Raw genomic sequence first — 15,126 nt, forward strand, 5'->3', positions numbered from 1 at the left:
CCGTTGTCATAGGATAAAAAAGAAAAGGAGTGGATGCGATATGTTCTGGCTACAAACCGCTATTTTTACTGTCATTGTGCTCTGTCTCTCGTGGTGGGCAGGAAAAAGACGCAGGCATCGCCATGCCGGGCTGATTGTTCCGGTATGTATCACTTTGTTTGGATTGCTGTTATTGATCGGCAGTTTCTTCATTGGCAGATGGGAAGGGATGGCGCTCAGCATATCAAGCGTCTCTATCGTTCTCTCTTCTATCATTTGTTTGATCATCGTTACAGGGGTTCATTTGTTTAAAAAAGATGACCCTTCGTAGGCTGGGACATCTTTATGATTTGATTCTATCGTATTCCTCACGAAGGATGCCCATCATGATGACATCCGAATAAGCACCGTTGAAATAGAGCGCTTGACGTCTTTTTCCTTCATATTGAAATCCGGCTTTCTCATAGCTTCGAAAGGCTCGTGGGTTATGGGAAAAAACTTCAAGCTCAAGCCGATTGAGTTCTAACGTCTCAAAGGCAAATGTTTGAACCATCCGAACAGCCTCAGTGCCATATCCTTTGTGAAAATGCTCTGGATCATGTAGCGCAATGCGGAAACTTGCCGTATGGTTTATCGGATCAATATCCACAATCGCCGCATCCCCGATCATTTCTTTCGTGTCTAGCAGACAAATAGCAAAGTCTCGTCTACTGTCATCCTGCAGAAAACGGGTATAGGCTGAACGAATTTCTTCTAGTGTGAACGTTTTGCGTGTGCCAGTCATATAAAGTGTTTCTGCATGCTGGCATCCTCTATGAATACCAGGATAATCTTTTTCTTCAATCGGTCTCAAGAATAATCGAGTCATGATGGATCAGCCTCCTCTATATATCGGGAGATTTCAATTAAGTTCATATCAGGATCACGGATATAAATGGATTCAATCGGACCTAATGCACCAGAACGTCTGACCGGACCTTCTTCAATTGGAACAACCTGCTTTCGAAGATGAAGCAATAAACTGTCTATATCTAAATCGGTGATAAAACACAAGTCAGCAGATCCAGGCTTGGGATGAGCAGCTTTTGGTTCAAATTCATGACCCGCTTCATGAAGGTTGATCTTTTGTAAGCCAAAACGAAGGGCTTTACGGCCTTCTCCAAAAGTTTCTTCCTTCATTCCTAATACGTTTGTATAAAAGCGAATGGTTTCCTCCATATGTTGAACAGTCAACACGATATGATCAAGTCGTCGTATCATCAGTCTCTCCTCCAAGTATGATCATTGTTTGAACTGTTTCTATTATATCATCCCTTGAAGAAGATACCTTATTTGATCACGGTTTTATAACTCCAGCTTTCTAGGGACATGTTTTCTCCGTGCAGTACTCTCTCATCAAACTCCGTCCACCCATTTTTTCGATAGAAATGACGATTGGCCTCGTTGTGTGTAATCAGTGTGAACAGTCCGCCACCTTGCCGGGCGATAAAGGGGAAAAGACATTGCTTTAACATACGGCTTCCAAGTTTTTTTCCTTGTTGGTCTTTTGCAACGACAAGAGCTTCTAAATACCAGTAAGGTTTCTTTAAGGAGGAACACGCTTTTTTTGCCTCCTTTAACATACGGAACACATGCTGAATCGCCAATATGCCACCAGTAAAGAGTAGCTTTAACCCACCAGATAACACATAAGCCATGAGTCCTGGTTCAGGAAGACGGGGGTGTTTTAACAGGGCGGCAGACACAATTTTCTCGTTCTCAACCCCGACCAAACAGATTTGATGCTGAAAATATACCTTTGTATTGATCAAATGCAGCTGACGGGTGAAAGCAGAACGCTTGGTCACCTTTTCGCATAATAAATCAAAAAATGAATAGTTCTGAAATGAATCATCTAACAACGCTGCCACTTGAGGCAGTTCATCCTCTCTGGCAAGTCTGAATTGAAGCATATGATGGTCCTCCTTTTTTTGAACAGATATAGATTATTGAACATGTGTCTATTATAATAAGAGGAAAATAAACCGAACATCGGCAATGAATGATCTCTTGTTCATAAATAGACAGGTATAGCCAGATTGTTCAAAAATGGAGGGTGTTTGATGAAGGATAGACGAACAATCAAAACCAAAAAGGCGATACGGGAAAGCTTTCTTGAGCTTTTAAAGGAAAAAGATGTTCAGCAAATTACAGTATCAGAGCTATCTAGAAGAGCGGATTTAGGAAGAGGGACCTTTTATTTGCACTACCAAGATGTATTTGATTTGCATGAACAGCTTGAGAAGGAACTATTTAATCAGCTTGGCGGACTATACGATGAATCGTTTCCAAGCCAGGACCCGCTTGATATGCTGTCCTTTTTAAACAAAACAACTGAGTATTTAAAAGAAAAACAATTCATGATGACGTTATTTGTCAAACCGAATAGCCCAACGACGAATCAATTTAAAGCGTTTTTTAAAGAAAAAATCATGAAAGAGTGGCAACTTGATCAGCGTCAGATTACGGAACGTGAACAGATTGAGGCTTCATTTGTTGTGTCTGGTGTTGTTGGTGTACTGGAGGAATGGATTCATGAAGGGATGACAGTCGAAGCGGGGCAGCTTGCGCACATCTTGTACAAGCTTCTTATGAAGGTAGAACAGGAATCGTAAGATACGAATTGATCATATATCATTTTTCTATTCTTTCTGTTAAAATGGGAATGTACGTTCTTATTTGAGGCGGGGAGTGGTGAGATTGAAAAGGAAATTACTATTTTATGGGGCAATGAGCATTGATGGATATTTAGCAAGGGATGATCACCGTTTAGATTGGCTCATAGGAACAGAGGGCGAAGAGGATACGAGATATGAGGAATTTTATGCTTCAGTCGATACGCTGATCATGGGACGGAACACATACGAACAGGTTCTAAAGCTCTCACCTGATGGGTTTCCTTATGAAGACAAGACATGTTATATCGTTTCTCGCACTTTACAAGACAGTCATACAGGAACCCACATCGTTCGTGAAGATGTTCTCTCGTTTATCAAAAATTTAAAAAATGAAAAAGGCCAGCATATTTGGATTTTAGGGGGCGGGGAACTGCTTCAAGCATTATTAAAAGAAAGATTAGTCGATGAGCTGTATCTCCAAATCGCACCTGTCATGATTGGAAAAGGAATCCCTCTTTTCCCTCCAACTGAACAGGAATCTAGATTTTCATTACAACAAGTGAATCAATACAAGCAAATTGCTGAAATGCACTTTGTGTTAAAAGAAGATCACTGAATCACAGGGGTCTTTTTTTTAATCAAACAAACACGTTGACAAGAAAATATCCTAGTGTTAGGATAAATTTATCCTAGTTTTAGGATTTATTGAAAAAGGAGTAGTTGCCATGGTGCAGCAAGATCAGGAATTAGACTTAAGGCTTTTCCGAGTGTGGATGAAAGCCTATCATGCCCTTTTTGCAAATATCCAAAAAGACATAGAACGTTATGATATCGGATTTGAAAACTTTCAAATTCTTGAATTACTGTATAGTAAGGGACCACATCCCGTTCAAAAAATTAGTGAGATTTTATCCATTCCAAGTGGGAGCATCACCTATGTGGTCAACAAATTAGAAAAACAAGAATTAGTCAAAAGACAATGTGCACCTTCTGATAAACGTGTATTCCATGTATTACTGACAGATAAAGGGAAGCAGCTATTTGACGATATTTTCCCAAAACATACAAACGTCATTTCACAAAATCTGTCCTTTATCGAAACAGAGGAAAAAGAGCAGCTCATTGAATGGTTGAAAAAAATCGGTTTAGGTGCAAAACAACTTCACGAAAAGGTGAAACAAGATGACACGCAGCTTTGATACATTGGTACGTGAAAGACGATCAGCATCAAATTTTTTGCCGAATATCTCGATTTCGAGAGAAGAGCTTAATAGTATCTTTGAAGAAGTGAAGCTGGCACCTTCAGCCTTTAATTTACAGCATACGCAATATGTCGTCGTCCAATCAGAAGCGCTTAAAGAGCAAGTAAGAGATGCTGCATTTGGACAATATAAGGTGCATTCCGCTTCAGCAGCGATCATTGTGCTCGGCGATCCGAAAGCTTATGAGCAAGCAGGAAACATTTATGAAGGCCTAAAAATGCTCGGCATCTTAAATGCGCAACAATATGAGGAAATGGTCAGAGAGACGATGAGTTTTTATGTGCAGAGAGGATCAGACTTTCAGAAAGAAGAGGCGATTCGAAATGCTTCATTATCTGCCATGCTATTTATGCTTGCCGCCAAAAACAAGGGATGGGATACTTGCCCAATGATCGGCTTTGACCCCGAAGCAATGAAAAAGGTGTTAAACATCGAATCAGATTTGGTTCCTGTATTAATGATTACACTCGGAAAAGAAAAAGTAGAGAGCAGACAAGCGAGAGGCTACCGCAAGCCGGTCTCTGAATTTGTGACATATTTATAAGATAGGGGGTTCCATTCATGGAACTAGGAATTAGTACATTTGTAGAAACAACACCTGATTTTCAAACAGGAAAAACAGTCAGCCACGCACAGCGCATTCGTGAAGTAGTAGAAGAAATTATTTTAGCAGATCAAGTGGGTCTCGACGTTTTTGGTGTAGGAGAGCATCATCGTGAAGATTTCGCCGCATCAAATCCAGCAGTCGTATTAGCAGCTGCGGCAACGCAAACAAAGAATATTCGTCTGACAAGTGCCGTAACTGTTCTTTCATCGGCAGATCCTGTTCGTGTGTTTCAAGATTTTGCGACATTAGATGGCCTTTCTAACGGGCGTGCAGAGATCATGGCTGGCCGTGGATCATTTATTGAATCGTTCCCGCTTTTTGGCTATGACTTAGATGATTATGAAGAATTATTTGAAGAAAAACTAGATTTATTGTTGAAATTACAGCAGTCAGAGCGTGTGACATGGAGCGGTAAGCACCGTCCTTCCATTCAGGATGTCGGCGTATACCCAAGACCTGTTCAAGATCCGCTTCCCATCTGGATTGGCAGTGGAGGAAACAGAGAATCTGTCGTACGTGCTGGATTATTAGGATTGCCACTTGTCCTTGCCATTATTGGCGGCAGCCCTAGACAGTTCGCACCGCTCGTGCAGCTCTACAAGCAAGCTGCGATTCACGCTGGGCATGATCCAGAGAAATTAACGGTGGCATCCCATTCACATGGATTTGTTGCGGAGGAAACAGAATTGGCAGCAGATCAATTCTTCCCTTCTACACAGCATGTCATGAATACATTAGCAAGAGAACGAGGCTGGGGACCTTATACCCGTTCTACATTCGATGCAGCAAGAACATTAGAAGGTGCATTGTATGTAGGAGATCCAGATGCCGTAGCAGAGAAAGTGATTCATCTGCGAAAAAATGTAGGCATTACGCGATTCATGCTGCACGTACCGGTCGGTTCGATGCCGCATGATCAAGTGCTGAAAGCTATTGAGTTATTTGGAAAAGAAGTGGCTCCTAAAGTAAGAGAAGAGGTTGCCCGCTGGGAAGCCGAACAAGCATAACAAAAAAGTCGATCAAGTGAATAGGCTTGATCGACTTTTTCTTATGCTTAAGGATCAATAACACATGGTTTCACTGTAGGGCATGAAGCAGCAGAAGCAAATGGTGTGGCCGTCAAGGTGAAGAGGAAAACAAGTTGAAAACAGATAAGCCATTTTTTCATGAAATCACCTCCGTTATCAATTGTTTCACTAGAACGAGGTGAGGATAAAAGCATAGAAGTATGTAACACCCTCTATCCAGCATAAGACAATAATATCATAATTTTCAAAAAAATGAAAAAATAACTTACGAAAGTTCTAAATTATGGTATGGTTAATATGTTCAACAAAAAAAGGGAGGGATTTTTGTATGAAAAAGGTCATAACTTCTGTTTTGGTTGGAGCAATTGTTTTAACGGGTGCGGGTGTCACCGCTGTCCCGGTAGAAGCGAAGGGAAAAGTAAACAGTGAAGTTACGGTACAAGCAAGTCGAACCGTCTCGGAAACGAGAACATATACGACGTCAAACATCCCATCAAGTATTACATATGCAAAGGATGGATGGGTCGGTATTCTCTATCAATCGTCAATTGAAGAGTTAGGTTTAGGAAAATATAGAGTTACCTTTACTGGAACGGTTGTACGCGATCCAGGATTTAATTAAATAAAATGTAAAGCTGACAGGTGGACAAGCCTGTCAGCTTTTTTTAATGGGGATAATAAAGAATCATTTGCATCCGTACCATCTGTTCTCCTGATTGTTTATACTCATGGGCACGGTCAGCTTTAAACCGAATCGAGTCGCCAGCTTGTAATGTGTATTGCTCATCACCGATCGATAAATCAAGTGCTCCCTCAAATACGGTAATCAATTCTTCTGTACCGCCGATATGTTCTTCCGCACTTAACGACCCATGAGGATCAATTTCTACCTGATAGACTTCAAATTTTCTCAGGTCATCAAATGGGAACGTCGTATATACCCGATACCTTCCCTCGTCCTCTGTTAAAACTTGTCCTTCTTCTTTTCGCACAAACTTAATCTCAGGCTGCGGTGCGTATATGAGTTCACTAAAAGACACCTTCAACCCATTGGCGATTTTCCACAGAGTGGTGATGGTTGGTGTGGATTCTCCTCTTTCGATTTGCCCAATCATCGTTTTACTCACACTTGTTACCTCAGCCATCTTTTCTAGGCTTAATTTCTTTTGCTCTCTTAGCAGTTTTACATTTCTAGCAATAATCGATTGTACATCCTCCATCAAAAAAACTCCTTTCTTCATTTACTTTATAACGACTGAATAGTACAATAAAACGTAATATATACGCAATAAAGACTTTTAAGTCTAAATAACGTATGAAAAAGGAGGTAACAGTTTGATTGTTTCCATGTTGATTTATGCTTTTGTTACCAGCTTTACCCCTGGACCGAATAATATCATGGCGATGGTCTTTACGAATAAATATGGGGTCAAGCAAACATTTCGATTTTGTTTAGGTGTTGGGAGCGGATTTTTGGTCATTTTGTGTTTGAGCGGTTTCTTCAATATGATTCTTTATCAAGTCATGCCGAAAATAGGCTGGGTCATGGCTTTCATCGGAGCCAGTTACATGATCTATTTGGCTGTCAAAATCATGAAAAGTAAAGGCGGAGATGACGAAACCCTAGACCGCTATAATCATTTTATCCCGGGGATGCTGCTGCAATTTATTAATCCGAAAGCCATCTTGTATGGATTAACCGTCATTTCCACTTTTGTTCTGCCGTATGGACAGTCCAATATGCAATACATGTTATTGACACTGATTCTTGCCATCATCGGTTTTTTAGGCACATTTAGCTGGAGTTTATTTGGCTCTGTATTCAAGCGGTTTTTAACTCTTTATCAGCGGCCGTTCCAGTTCGTCATGGGGCTTCTGCTTATCTATAGTGCGATTTCGATGATCTGGGGATATGTCATGTAAGCGGTCAGGAGACTGGTCGCTGCCTGCCCATCACAACCGTATCATAATACATGCCGTCCGCCAGTCGTTTATCTTTTTTTAGCAAGCCTTCAATCTCAAAGCCATAGTGTTCATATAAACGAATGGCTTTTTGATTGGTTTCCATTACTTGAAGTGACATCTTTTGAATGCCTTGCTGATCTGCCCAGTCGATCGATGCAGCTAAGAGTTCTTTCCCGATGTGATAGCCCCAAGCGGCCTTCTGTACGGCGACGCCAAACGTTACTTTGTGAGCAGAGCGCTTAAGAGAATGCCCTTCGCATCTTGAAAAACCGACAATGTCTCCTTCACTATCTGCAACTAAAAAGAGATGACGGCTTTCCATTGAGTCCTCTTGAATCAACGCCTCAAAACCTTTTTCATCAATAAAGGCTTCACCCGGTTCACGATCTAAATATTCGGTTTCACCATCGATTTTCAGTCTGAGAGCTGATAACTGTTTGGCATCTGCTAATGCAGCAGATCGAATACGATAAGTCACACCACGTACAGTGAACATACTTTCAGAAATGATCATTGAACAGACCACCAACCTTTCATTCCATTATGTCTATCATACCTGAAACGCGCACACAGCACACTCAGATGTTTGGTTCTTTTTGGTGTCATGGCGTAGATCTTACCCTTCTCAGATGATTTAATAATAAAAAAGATTGTAGAAAAACATGAGTTTCTCTACAATCTCAATGTAAATAATAAAAAGTTTCACATTTTTAGATTTCTAGATAAACAATCCTTTTAGATTGTTGTCCGAAATCAAATCTCATGTACCTTCAATCCGGATTATATTTGGTGCCTCTGAATTGTAATCGAGGTAATGTGTGCAATTCCAAAAAGTGTTCAATTCATAGTTATCGCCCGATTCGTCTTTAAAATAGTAATCATAATGCTCAGTATTAGTGATGATCAGGCGGTATTTGAATATTTTACGAGGGCTATGATATGGATTTCGATCATATAAAGCATATTCTGTAATGGCTGCTGTTTGCTTTACTTCATTACTAGTTTTTTGAACCGCTGAGTTTTTTACAGGCCAATTTACAGAAATACTAAAAGGTTTCTTATTTGAAACCCGATTTTGCGTTTCATCATCTAAAGGCTCATCTTCCACATAGCCAACTCGATATATTCCTCCGTTTTCATTTTCATATTCTTTCCAAATGATATTCTGCTCATTGTCATTTGTATCAGTCATTATTCTTTTCATCCTTTCTTATATTTCTATTAATAAGATTTCCATAGCAACTTATTAATATTCGTGGTAGTTCAAATACGAACAGTAAACATGTATTCACGAATACATCGATCTGACGACCACCCTTTCGTCTAATCACTGAAACGTCCACACAGCACACTCAGATGTTTTGTCATGTGCAAAAAGGCTAAATAAACAGTATCAAACGTGGAGGTGGAACAAATGAGTGAACAAAATGGACATATGGATAAAGCGAAAGGAAAAACAAAACAAGTCAAAGGTCAATTGAAAGAAAAACTTGGCGAAGCGACAGATCATGAAAACCTGAAAGCAGAAGGAAAGAAAGATCAAGTAAAAGGAAAGCTTCAAGATAAAAAAGGTGACGTGAAAAATAAGCTGAATCAGTAGTTTGCGCATACTTACAAGTACTCGCCCCATGTATCCATCATCCCATTCCTTTCATCAATAAAATGAATAGGTGTGTGAAAAGAATTGATTATAAATTCTCGCTTCCGTCATGTAGACTTTAAATAGAAGACATGAACAAGGGAGATGGATGACTTGGAGCAAGTATGGGGGAAAGTTGACGAGTATATCAAAGACAAATTGATGGCTAAAGATGACGTATTGGAGCAAACTCTTATCAAGAATAAGCAGGCCGGATTACCAGAAATAGATGTGTCGCCGGCCCAAGGGAAACTGCTTTATTTGTTAGCAAAAACCAAGGGTGCAAAGCGCATTTTAGAAATCGGTACACTTGGCGGTTATAGTACCATTTGGCTTGCCCGTGCACTTGAAGCGGATGGAGAACTCATGACATTAGAGGCTGTCAGACATCATGCAGAAACCGCACAGCAAAACATAGACAGAGCAGGCCTAGCAGAACGTGTCACCATTTTACAAGGAAAAGCGTTAGATACTTTATCTCAGTTAAAAGAGCAGGATACGCTTCCGTTCGATTTGATTTTCATTGATGCAGACAAACCAAACAACCCGAAATATTTGAAGTGGGCGTTACATTTCTCAAAAAAGGGAACAGTCATTATTGCAGACAATGTGGTCAGAAATGGAGCAGTTCTTCATGCCTCTGATCAAGATGAGCGAGTGAAGGGAACGCGTGAATTTTTCGATTTACTCAAACAAGAGTCGAGAATTGAAGCAACCGCTATTCAAACTGTTGGCGAAAAAGGCTATGACGGCTTTATATACGGTATCGTAAAATGACAAAAAGCTTAACCGCATCCGGTTAAGCTTTTTCTTTTAGAAAAGCCATCTAGCTGTGCCCATCAGCATGACGCCTACTAGAACGGTGAGGGACAAGCTTTTTGTCCAAATAGCGATTAACACAGTTGGAACCAAGACAGCAAGGTACATCCAGTGAATGGTGACGCCTGCTGTAGTATGTATGAAAAGATGCTCTGCAATCAAAGCGGTAAATATACAAATGGGGATAAACGATAACCATTTGAGCACCACTTCTGGCATCTGGATACTCCTTACAAATAAAAATGGAACGACTCTTGGGATGATGGTCACAATCATACAGCCAAGAATGAGCCATAACATAAAACCACTAATCATTTATCTGTCACCACCCCAATAGTGGCAACAAGCACAGTTGCCAACAAAACAGCCACGTGTGAAGGAACAAAATGAAGCAGCACAAACATCGCAACAAACATATATAAAACAAGTGACAAGCGATGGGTGAGCTTATTTTTTGGCACCGTCTGTAAAGAAAGAATGAGCAGCGCAGCAAACATCGCGGATAGGGCAAAATCAAGACCAAGCGCCTCTGGATTTGAAATCCAGTGTCCGAATATTCCGCCAAGTGTACATGCAGCAATCCAGCATAAATAAGCTGTAATATTCAGTCCATGCATCCATCTGTTATTCAATTTTCCTTGCTGTGCTAATTTATTCATCGCTACGCCAAAGGATTCATCAGTAAGCAGAAGACCAAACCCGATGTTCTGCTTTACAGAGTAGCGTGTAAAATGGGGGGCAAGCGTAAGGCTGAGTAACAAATGCCGTAAATTGACAATGAACGTGGTGAAAATAATAGCGGAAAGGGGGCTTCCTGTCACAAGTAATGCACAGATGATAAACTGTGAAGCGCCAGCATAAATAAAGATAGAGAGCAGCGCGATTTCCCATATACTTAACTGCGAACTAATGCCAACAATTCCAAAGGCAAACCCAATGCTCATATAACCAAGCAAGGTTGGCACACAATCTTTTATTCCCTCAAGAAACGGTTCGTTTCCGGCAGTGGGAATGTGTTTCCTAGCTTCAACATCCAAAGAACTCTACTCCTTTTCTGTGTAAACATCAATTGTTTTACTTACTATAAGAAAACGAATTCATCATGTCAATCCTATTGAACTTCTATTATATGAAGAAACATGGCGATAAAAAAGGATTGAAGTGAACCAGATTTTGTTATAAAGTAATCAGAAAATAAAAACAATTGGGGTGACTGATATGCAATGGAAGCCTTTATTTGAACATGATGTACCAAATCACCTCCGTCCATAACGGAGAGTGATCTCCGTTTGTGGATATCGCAGTGAATATATCCAGTAACGGAGGGGAAAAAATGAATGAAAAATATATAGGAGCCCTTTACTTAGCGTTAGCTGCTAGTATTTGGGGCGGTATGTATGTAGTGGTCAAAGTAACAGTTGCGGTGGTCCCGCCACTTGAGCTTGTCTGGATGAGATATGCAATAGCTGGAGTCGTTCTTGTGTTCACGATTTGGCGTTTGGGTTACTCTTTTCGATTAGACAAAAAGGATATCCCGCTGATTGTGGCGATTGGATTGATTGGCAACTTTCTTTCGATCGTGACCCAAGAAATTGGCACAATGTATACGTCTGCACAAATGGGTGCCGTCATCACATCGGCCACACCTGCTTTTATGGTGCTTTTCGCTTTCTTTCTATTAAAAGAATCTTTCACAATGAGAAAGTGTGTCTCCATTCTGCTTGCTACAGTAGGTGTGCTGACGATGATTGGGCCTGTCGCTGTTCAAACGGATGAGTTTGTTGGCGGTCTTTCACTGGTTATTGCTGCATTAACATGGGCGCTCATGTCTGTTCTTTTGAAACGAGTTCCAGGAAAGTATCCTCAAGTAGTGACGACAACATATGCGATCATTGTGGCCTTTATCGTATTAACACCACCTGTCTTGTTTCGTTTGCCTCATCTTGATGTGCAGCAAATGGCAAGACCGGAAATATGGGGCGGCATTCTGTATCTAGGTATCATCTCAACGGCCCTTGCTTTCTTTTTGTGGAATAGAGGGCTTCAACTGATGGACGCTTCAAGCGGTGGTCTTTTTTTCTTCTTTCAACCAATCGTTGGCACGGTCCTTGGATGGATGCTTCTAGGTGAAGAGATGGGCTTACGTTCGTTTGTTGGGATTTTGTGTATTTTCGCAGGTGTATATACTGTCCTGCGTCAGAGAGAGTAAGACGAGATTCCCCTTGGAGAAGGGGAATTTTATTTACAAAGAATAGATGAGAGATTCATAGAATGTGAAGGTGAGCAGGATGATCCAGTATCCGCATTTGAAAAAGGGACAAACAATTGGTGTGACAGCACCATCCTCAGGTGTACAACCCTCTTTGCATGAGATGTTTCAACTTTCTTGTGATCGGATGAAAAAAAGAGGCTATGAAGTCATATGTGGAGAGACAGTATGGCAGCAGGAAAAAGCGAAATCAGCCCCTGCAATCAAGCGAGCAAATGAGTTACAGCGGATGATGACTTGTCATGAGATTGACCACATCATCCCGCCATGGGGCGGACAGCTGCTTATTGAAGTGTTAGAGCATCTTGATTTCTCAGAGATGCAAAAAAAGTGGATTCTTGGTTACTCGGATACAAGTCTCCTTCTATTAGCTTTGACATTAAACACAGGCATTGCAACAGCGCATGGACCGAACCTTGTGGATCTTCAGGGGGAAGAGCTTGATCAGGTGACGGCTATGTGGGAACAAATACTTTCCACTCCAGAGAAAAAGGACGTTACTCAATTTTCTTCTGATATGTATCAAAAGGAATGGCAGTATGACCATCCAAGCATCCATGTCTTTCATTTAACCGAACCAACCGCATGGCGTATTGTTGATCACTTAGAGACGACGATGAAGGGAAGACTGATGGGTGGCTGTATTGATGTGATCCGGCACTTAGCTGGCACGCCTTTTGGAGATGTCAATGCTTTTCAAGAAACATACCTGAAAGGTGAACCCATTCTATGGTATTTTGAAAACTGTGAATTAAATGCTGCGAGTATGAAGAGGTCTCTTGTTCAATTAAAACTAGCAGGCTGGTTTGATTATTGCTCTGGCATCATGTTTGGCAGGAGTGCAGTGGACACTCCTGTGGAAGGATATGAATATACGGATCTATATGAAGAATTGCATAAGGAATTACAAATACCGATTGTTTACGATATTGATTGTGGACACGTACCGCCTCAAATGACCCTCATTAACGGAGCATATGCGGAGGTGCAGTTGCAACAAGAAGGTAAAGCCGTGCTGAAGCAGACATTTTTGCCATGAAAAAAGGAAAGGGCGACCCCTTTCCTTCATAAATAACATTACATTCCTTTTGTTTCTTCACCTGCTTTTGGAACTTCCCATGCAGACTCTCGGAATACTTTTTCCCATTTAGAAACGACAATACAGGCAACCGCATGTCCAGGAACATTCACGCCTGTTCGAGCCATATCCATAATCCGGTCAACCCCGGCGATAATAGCGACACCTTCTGCTGGCAGACCTACTGCATGAGCTGTTGCCAAAAGAACGACAAGTGACCCAGACGGGACAGCTGCAATGCCTTTGCTTGTTAAAACAAGGACAAGCATCATGAGGAGCTGCTGTGATAAACTCATATCGACACCAAACGCTTGTGCAAGAAACACACAGGAAACCGATAAATATAAACTTGAACCATCGCAATTAAGAGAAAGACCTGACGGGATGACGAAGGAAACGATTCTTTTTGGACAGCCGTATTTCTCCATCCGTGACATGAGCTGTGGAAGAACAGTTTCTGTACTTGTAGTAGAAAAGGCAACCAAAAACAAATCCCAAATCATTTTCAACACTTCGAAGTAGTTAAAACGGAAGATCAGTGCGACAAGAGGGAACAAAACAAATAGAATAATAAACAATCCTAAGAAGACAGTGCCAACAAGTTTCATCATAGGAATTAGTAAAACAATGCCGTATTGTCCGACAGAAGCTGCCATTAATGCTAAAACTCCAATAGGAGCTGTCACCATGACCATTTGTGTGAGCTTAAACATAATTTGTGCTACTGATTCAAAGAAGGTAAGGACAGGAGCGGAAGCCTTCCCAATGCCGCTTGCGGCTACACCGAATAAAATAGCGAAGAAAATCACTGCTAGTAAATCATTCTGAGCCATGACATCGATGATATTGGTTGGAATGATGTCTAAAACCATCTGTTTAAAATCGACGACCTTTTGAGTATAACCATCGAGTTCCCCAATATCTTTCTTAGCTAATTGAGAGAAATCGAGTCCAACGCCTGGCTTTAACACGTTGGCCAATAAAAGTCCGATTCCAAGAACGATGGTCGTAATGACCTCAAACCAAATGATTGTCTTTAATCCGAGACTGCCCATTTTCTTCATTCCACCGCTGCCAGCTGCGCCGATGACAATCGTAGAGAAAACAATAGGGACTACAATCATTTTAATCAATCGGATAAAGCCATCCCCAATGGGCCGCAGTGCCATTCCGAAATCAGGGAAGAAGTGGCCGATAAGAGCTCCTATCACCAAAGCGATCATGATTTGAAAAGCGACAAACTTTTTCATCATCTCCTACCTCCTTTAAATGCATGGAAAAAAATTAAGAATTTTCCAATAAATAAAAATTCTAGGTGACCATGTTTTGTCCTCCTTTGGATTTAGAAAGATTTTATTTAAGAATCATTAGAATTATGAAGAAAGAAATGAAATTAGGGCGATTGAAACTCTATTTATCTAACAAAAGAGCACTTCTTAAAAAACATGAAACTTTTTTAGAAAAATGTATTGACCCTTTTGTGTGATCCATGGTATATTTTTGTTCGTCGCTGATGACGCATCTGAAACACTGATGCTCAGACAGATACGACAAACAAACTTCAAAAAGATGTTGACTTAATAAAAACGATATGTTAAGATAATTAAGTCGCCTGATTAAGCGCCCGTAGCTCAATTGGATAGAGCGTTTGACTACGGATCAAAAGGTTAGGGGTTCGACTCCTCTCGGGCGCGCCAATAACATTTAACCACGCGGGTGTAGTTTAGTGGTAAAACCTCAGCCTTCCAAGCTGATGTCGTGAGTTCGATTCTCATCACCCGCTCCATTTTAAAAGATGATCTTTGAAAACTAAACAAGACAAA

21 protein-coding genes and 2 tRNA genes are annotated in these 15,126 nt (G+C 40.9%); 14 read left to right on the forward strand and 9 right to left on the reverse strand.

The genetic code is table 11. The annotated features are described in order from the left end of the window. The first annotated feature begins 40 nt into the window (after positions 1-40). The gene (locus BA79_RS17820) at positions 41-310 is read left to right on the forward strand and encodes a YesK-like family protein (protein WP_035390333.1); all 270 of its coding nucleotides are present in this window, start codon (positions 41-43) and stop codon (positions 308-310) included. A 12-nt stretch (positions 311-322) separates the two neighbouring features. On the opposite strand, the gene BA79_RS17825 is transcribed toward BA79_RS17820, so the two are convergent. The 3 genes from BA79_RS17825 to BA79_RS17835 all read right to left on the reverse strand — a co-directional run bounded on the left by BA79_RS17825 (position 323) and on the right by BA79_RS17835 (position 1,931). Continuing rightward, positions 323-847, reverse strand: coding sequence for a GNAT family N-acetyltransferase (locus tag BA79_RS17825; protein ID WP_035704278.1), 525 nt, complete (start codon positions 845-847; stop codon positions 323-325). Continuing rightward, positions 844-1,239 (reverse strand): VOC family protein, encoded by a 396-nt coding sequence (locus BA79_RS17830; RefSeq protein WP_017358436.1) that lies wholly within the window; start codon positions 1,237-1,239, stop codon positions 844-846. Before BA79_RS17830 ends, BA79_RS17825 begins: the two co-directional genes overlap by 4 nt. 68 nt (positions 1,240-1,307) lie before the next feature. After that, complete coding sequence (locus BA79_RS17835; RefSeq protein WP_035704281.1) at positions 1,308-1,931, reverse strand: GNAT family N-acetyltransferase; 624 nt, start codon at positions 1,929-1,931, stop codon at positions 1,308-1,310. A gap of 150 nt (positions 1,932-2,081) precedes the next feature. Between BA79_RS17835 and BA79_RS17840 the strand changes: the two genes are divergently transcribed. The 6 genes from BA79_RS17840 (at position 2,082) to BA79_RS17865 (ending at position 6,155) form a co-directional block, all read left to right on the forward strand. Further along, positions 2,082-2,633, forward strand: coding sequence for a TetR/AcrR family transcriptional regulator (locus BA79_RS17840; protein WP_035704289.1), 552 nt, complete (start codon positions 2,082-2,084; stop codon positions 2,631-2,633). A 115-nt stretch (positions 2,634-2,748) separates the two neighbouring features. Next, positions 2,749-3,252 (forward strand): dihydrofolate reductase family protein, encoded by a 504-nt coding sequence (locus tag BA79_RS17845; protein WP_051626197.1) that lies wholly within the window; start codon positions 2,749-2,751, stop codon positions 3,250-3,252. 109 nt (positions 3,253-3,361) lie between these two features. Further along, positions 3,362-3,835, forward strand: coding sequence for a MarR family winged helix-turn-helix transcriptional regulator (locus BA79_RS17850; protein WP_035704292.1), 474 nt, complete (start codon positions 3,362-3,364; stop codon positions 3,833-3,835). Continuing rightward, positions 3,819-4,442 carry a nitroreductase family protein gene (locus BA79_RS17855; protein WP_008346699.1) on the forward strand — a complete coding sequence of 208 codons (624 nt, stop codon included), beginning with the start codon at positions 3,819-3,821 and terminating at the stop codon, positions 4,440-4,442. The genes BA79_RS17850 and BA79_RS17855 overlap by 17 nt, the downstream gene beginning before the upstream one ends. Before the next feature lie 17 nt (positions 4,443-4,459). Continuing rightward, entirely contained in the window at positions 4,460-5,512 is a 1,053-nt protein-coding gene (locus BA79_RS17860) for an LLM class flavin-dependent oxidoreductase (protein ID WP_024719164.1), read from the forward strand. Between the two features lie 349 nt (positions 5,513-5,861). Then, a complete protein-coding gene (locus tag BA79_RS17865; protein ID WP_008346693.1) occupies positions 5,862-6,155 on the forward strand; it encodes a hypothetical protein in 294 nt (97 codons plus the stop codon). Positions 6,156-6,198: 43 nt separating this feature from the next. On the opposite strand, the gene BA79_RS17870 is transcribed toward BA79_RS17865, so the two are convergent. Beyond that, the gene (locus BA79_RS17870; RefSeq protein ID WP_025206820.1) at positions 6,199-6,753 is read right to left on the reverse strand and encodes a helix-turn-helix domain-containing protein; all 555 of its coding nucleotides are present in this window, start codon (positions 6,751-6,753) and stop codon (positions 6,199-6,201) included. 115 nt (positions 6,754-6,868) lie between these two features. Here BA79_RS17870 and BA79_RS17875 point away from each other — a divergent pair, with 115 nt between their 5' ends. Continuing rightward, entirely contained in the window at positions 6,869-7,456 is a 588-nt protein-coding gene (locus BA79_RS17875) for a LysE family transporter (RefSeq protein WP_035390320.1), read from the forward strand. 4 nt (positions 7,457-7,460) lie between these two features. Here BA79_RS17875 and BA79_RS17880 read toward each other — a convergent pair whose 3' ends face one another. Both BA79_RS17880 and BA79_RS17885 read right to left on the reverse strand, forming a co-directional pair. Continuing rightward, positions 7,461-8,012 (reverse strand): GNAT family N-acetyltransferase, encoded by a 552-nt coding sequence (locus BA79_RS17880; protein ID WP_035704295.1) that lies wholly within the window; start codon positions 8,010-8,012, stop codon positions 7,461-7,463. Between the two features lie 246 nt (positions 8,013-8,258). Beyond that, entirely contained in the window at positions 8,259-8,690 is a 432-nt protein-coding gene (locus tag BA79_RS17885; protein WP_017366694.1) for a hypothetical protein, read from the reverse strand. Positions 8,691-8,912: 222 nt separating this feature from the next. Here BA79_RS17885 and BA79_RS17890 point away from each other — a divergent pair, with 222 nt between their 5' ends. Both BA79_RS17890 and BA79_RS17895 read left to right on the forward strand, forming a co-directional pair. Then, on the forward strand, positions 8,913-9,098 hold the full coding sequence (locus tag BA79_RS17890) for a CsbD family protein (protein ID WP_035704298.1): 186 nt from the start codon (positions 8,913-8,915) through the stop codon (positions 9,096-9,098). A gap of 153 nt (positions 9,099-9,251) precedes the next feature. Beyond that, on the forward strand, positions 9,252-9,914 hold the full coding sequence (locus BA79_RS17895; RefSeq protein WP_081038914.1) for an O-methyltransferase: 663 nt from the start codon (positions 9,252-9,254) through the stop codon (positions 9,912-9,914). A gap of 36 nt (positions 9,915-9,950) precedes the next feature. On the opposite strand, the gene BA79_RS17900 is transcribed toward BA79_RS17895, so the two are convergent. Both BA79_RS17900 and BA79_RS17905 read right to left on the reverse strand, forming a co-directional pair. Continuing rightward, positions 9,951-10,271, reverse strand: coding sequence for an AzlD domain-containing protein (locus BA79_RS17900; protein ID WP_035390312.1), 321 nt, complete (start codon positions 10,269-10,271; stop codon positions 9,951-9,953). Beyond that, positions 10,268-10,993: an AzlC family ABC transporter permease gene (locus BA79_RS17905; protein WP_007496390.1), complete on the reverse strand. Its 726-nt coding sequence runs from the start codon at positions 10,991-10,993 to the stop codon at positions 10,268-10,270. The genes BA79_RS17900 and BA79_RS17905 overlap by 4 nt, the downstream gene beginning before the upstream one ends. A gap of 296 nt (positions 10,994-11,289) precedes the next feature. Here BA79_RS17905 and BA79_RS17910 point away from each other — a divergent pair, with 296 nt between their 5' ends. Further along, the gene (locus tag BA79_RS17910) at positions 11,290-12,165 is read left to right on the forward strand and encodes a DMT family transporter (RefSeq protein ID WP_035704303.1); all 876 of its coding nucleotides are present in this window, start codon (positions 11,290-11,292) and stop codon (positions 12,163-12,165) included. 79 nt (positions 12,166-12,244) lie between these two features. Continuing rightward, the gene (locus BA79_RS17915; protein ID WP_035704306.1) at positions 12,245-13,264 is read left to right on the forward strand and encodes a S66 family peptidase; all 1,020 of its coding nucleotides are present in this window, start codon (positions 12,245-12,247) and stop codon (positions 13,262-13,264) included. 38 nt (positions 13,265-13,302) lie between these two features. On the opposite strand, the gene gltP is transcribed toward BA79_RS17915, so the two are convergent. After that, complete coding sequence (gltP, locus tag BA79_RS17920) at positions 13,303-14,553, reverse strand: glutamate-aspartate/proton symporter GltP (RefSeq protein ID WP_024719154.1); 1,251 nt, start codon at positions 14,551-14,553, stop codon at positions 13,303-13,305. A gap of 370 nt (positions 14,554-14,923) precedes the next feature. Here gltP and BA79_RS17925 point away from each other — a divergent pair. Together BA79_RS17925 and BA79_RS17930 are read left to right on the forward strand one after the other, a co-directional pair. After that, a tRNA-Arg gene (locus tag BA79_RS17925) sits at positions 14,924-15,000 on the forward strand. A gap of 15 nt (positions 15,001-15,015) precedes the next feature. Next, positions 15,016-15,089 (forward strand) — tRNA-Gly (locus BA79_RS17930). Positions 15,090-15,126 lie beyond the last annotated feature (37 nt).

Source organism: Bacillus altitudinis 41KF2b, assembly GCF_000691145.1.
In the GTDB taxonomy this organism is placed as follows: Bacteria; Bacillota; Bacilli; order Bacillales; family Bacillaceae; genus Bacillus; species Bacillus altitudinis.

What these genes read in the sequence shown, in the direction of transcription:
- BA79_RS17835 (WP_035704281.1), bottom strand. Translation starts at nt 1,931, where the DNA reads ATGCTTCAATTCAGACTTGCCAGAGAGGATGAACTGCCTCAAGTGGCA.
- BA79_RS17880 (WP_035704295.1), bottom strand. Translation starts at nt 8,012, where the DNA reads ATGATCATTTCTGAAAGTATGTTCACTGTACGTGGTGTGACTTATCGT.
- BA79_RS17890 (WP_035704298.1), top strand. Translation starts at nt 8,913, where the DNA reads ATGAGTGAACAAAATGGACATATGGATAAAGCGAAAGGAAAAACAAAA.
- BA79_RS17910 (WP_035704303.1), top strand. Translation starts at nt 11,290, where the DNA reads ATGAATGAAAAATATATAGGAGCCCTTTACTTAGCGTTAGCTGCTAGT.
- BA79_RS17860 (WP_024719164.1), top strand. Translation starts at nt 4,460, where the DNA reads ATGGAACTAGGAATTAGTACATTTGTAGAAACAACACCTGATTTTCAA.
- BA79_RS17870 (WP_025206820.1), bottom strand. Translation starts at nt 6,753, where the DNA reads ATGGAGGATGTACAATCGATTATTGCTAGAAATGTAAAACTGCTAAGA.
- BA79_RS17900 (WP_035390312.1), bottom strand. Translation starts at nt 10,271, where the DNA reads ATGATTAGTGGTTTTATGTTATGGCTCATTCTTGGCTGTATGATTGTG.
- BA79_RS17820 (WP_035390333.1), top strand. Translation starts at nt 41, where the DNA reads ATGTTCTGGCTACAAACCGCTATTTTTACTGTCATTGTGCTCTGTCTC.
- BA79_RS17830 (WP_017358436.1), bottom strand. Translation starts at nt 1,239, where the DNA reads ATGATACGACGACTTGATCATATCGTGTTGACTGTTCAACATATGGAG.
- BA79_RS17850 (WP_035704292.1), top strand. Translation starts at nt 3,362, where the DNA reads ATGGTGCAGCAAGATCAGGAATTAGACTTAAGGCTTTTCCGAGTGTGG.
- BA79_RS17845 (WP_051626197.1), top strand. Translation starts at nt 2,749, where the DNA reads ATGAGCATTGATGGATATTTAGCAAGGGATGATCACCGTTTAGATTGG.
- BA79_RS17915 (WP_035704306.1), top strand. Translation starts at nt 12,245, where the DNA reads ATGATCCAGTATCCGCATTTGAAAAAGGGACAAACAATTGGTGTGACA.
- BA79_RS17885 (WP_017366694.1), bottom strand. Translation starts at nt 8,690, where the DNA reads ATGACTGATACAAATGACAATGAGCAGAATATCATTTGGAAAGAATAT.
- gltP (WP_024719154.1), bottom strand. Translation starts at nt 14,553, where the DNA reads ATGAAAAAGTTTGTCGCTTTTCAAATCATGATCGCTTTGGTGATAGGA.
- BA79_RS17825 (WP_035704278.1), bottom strand. Translation starts at nt 847, where the DNA reads ATGACTCGATTATTCTTGAGACCGATTGAAGAAAAAGATTATCCTGGT.
- BA79_RS17865 (WP_008346693.1), top strand. Translation starts at nt 5,862, where the DNA reads ATGAAAAAGGTCATAACTTCTGTTTTGGTTGGAGCAATTGTTTTAACG.
- BA79_RS17840 (WP_035704289.1), top strand. Translation starts at nt 2,082, where the DNA reads ATGAAGGATAGACGAACAATCAAAACCAAAAAGGCGATACGGGAAAGC.
- BA79_RS17855 (WP_008346699.1), top strand. Translation starts at nt 3,819, where the DNA reads ATGACACGCAGCTTTGATACATTGGTACGTGAAAGACGATCAGCATCA.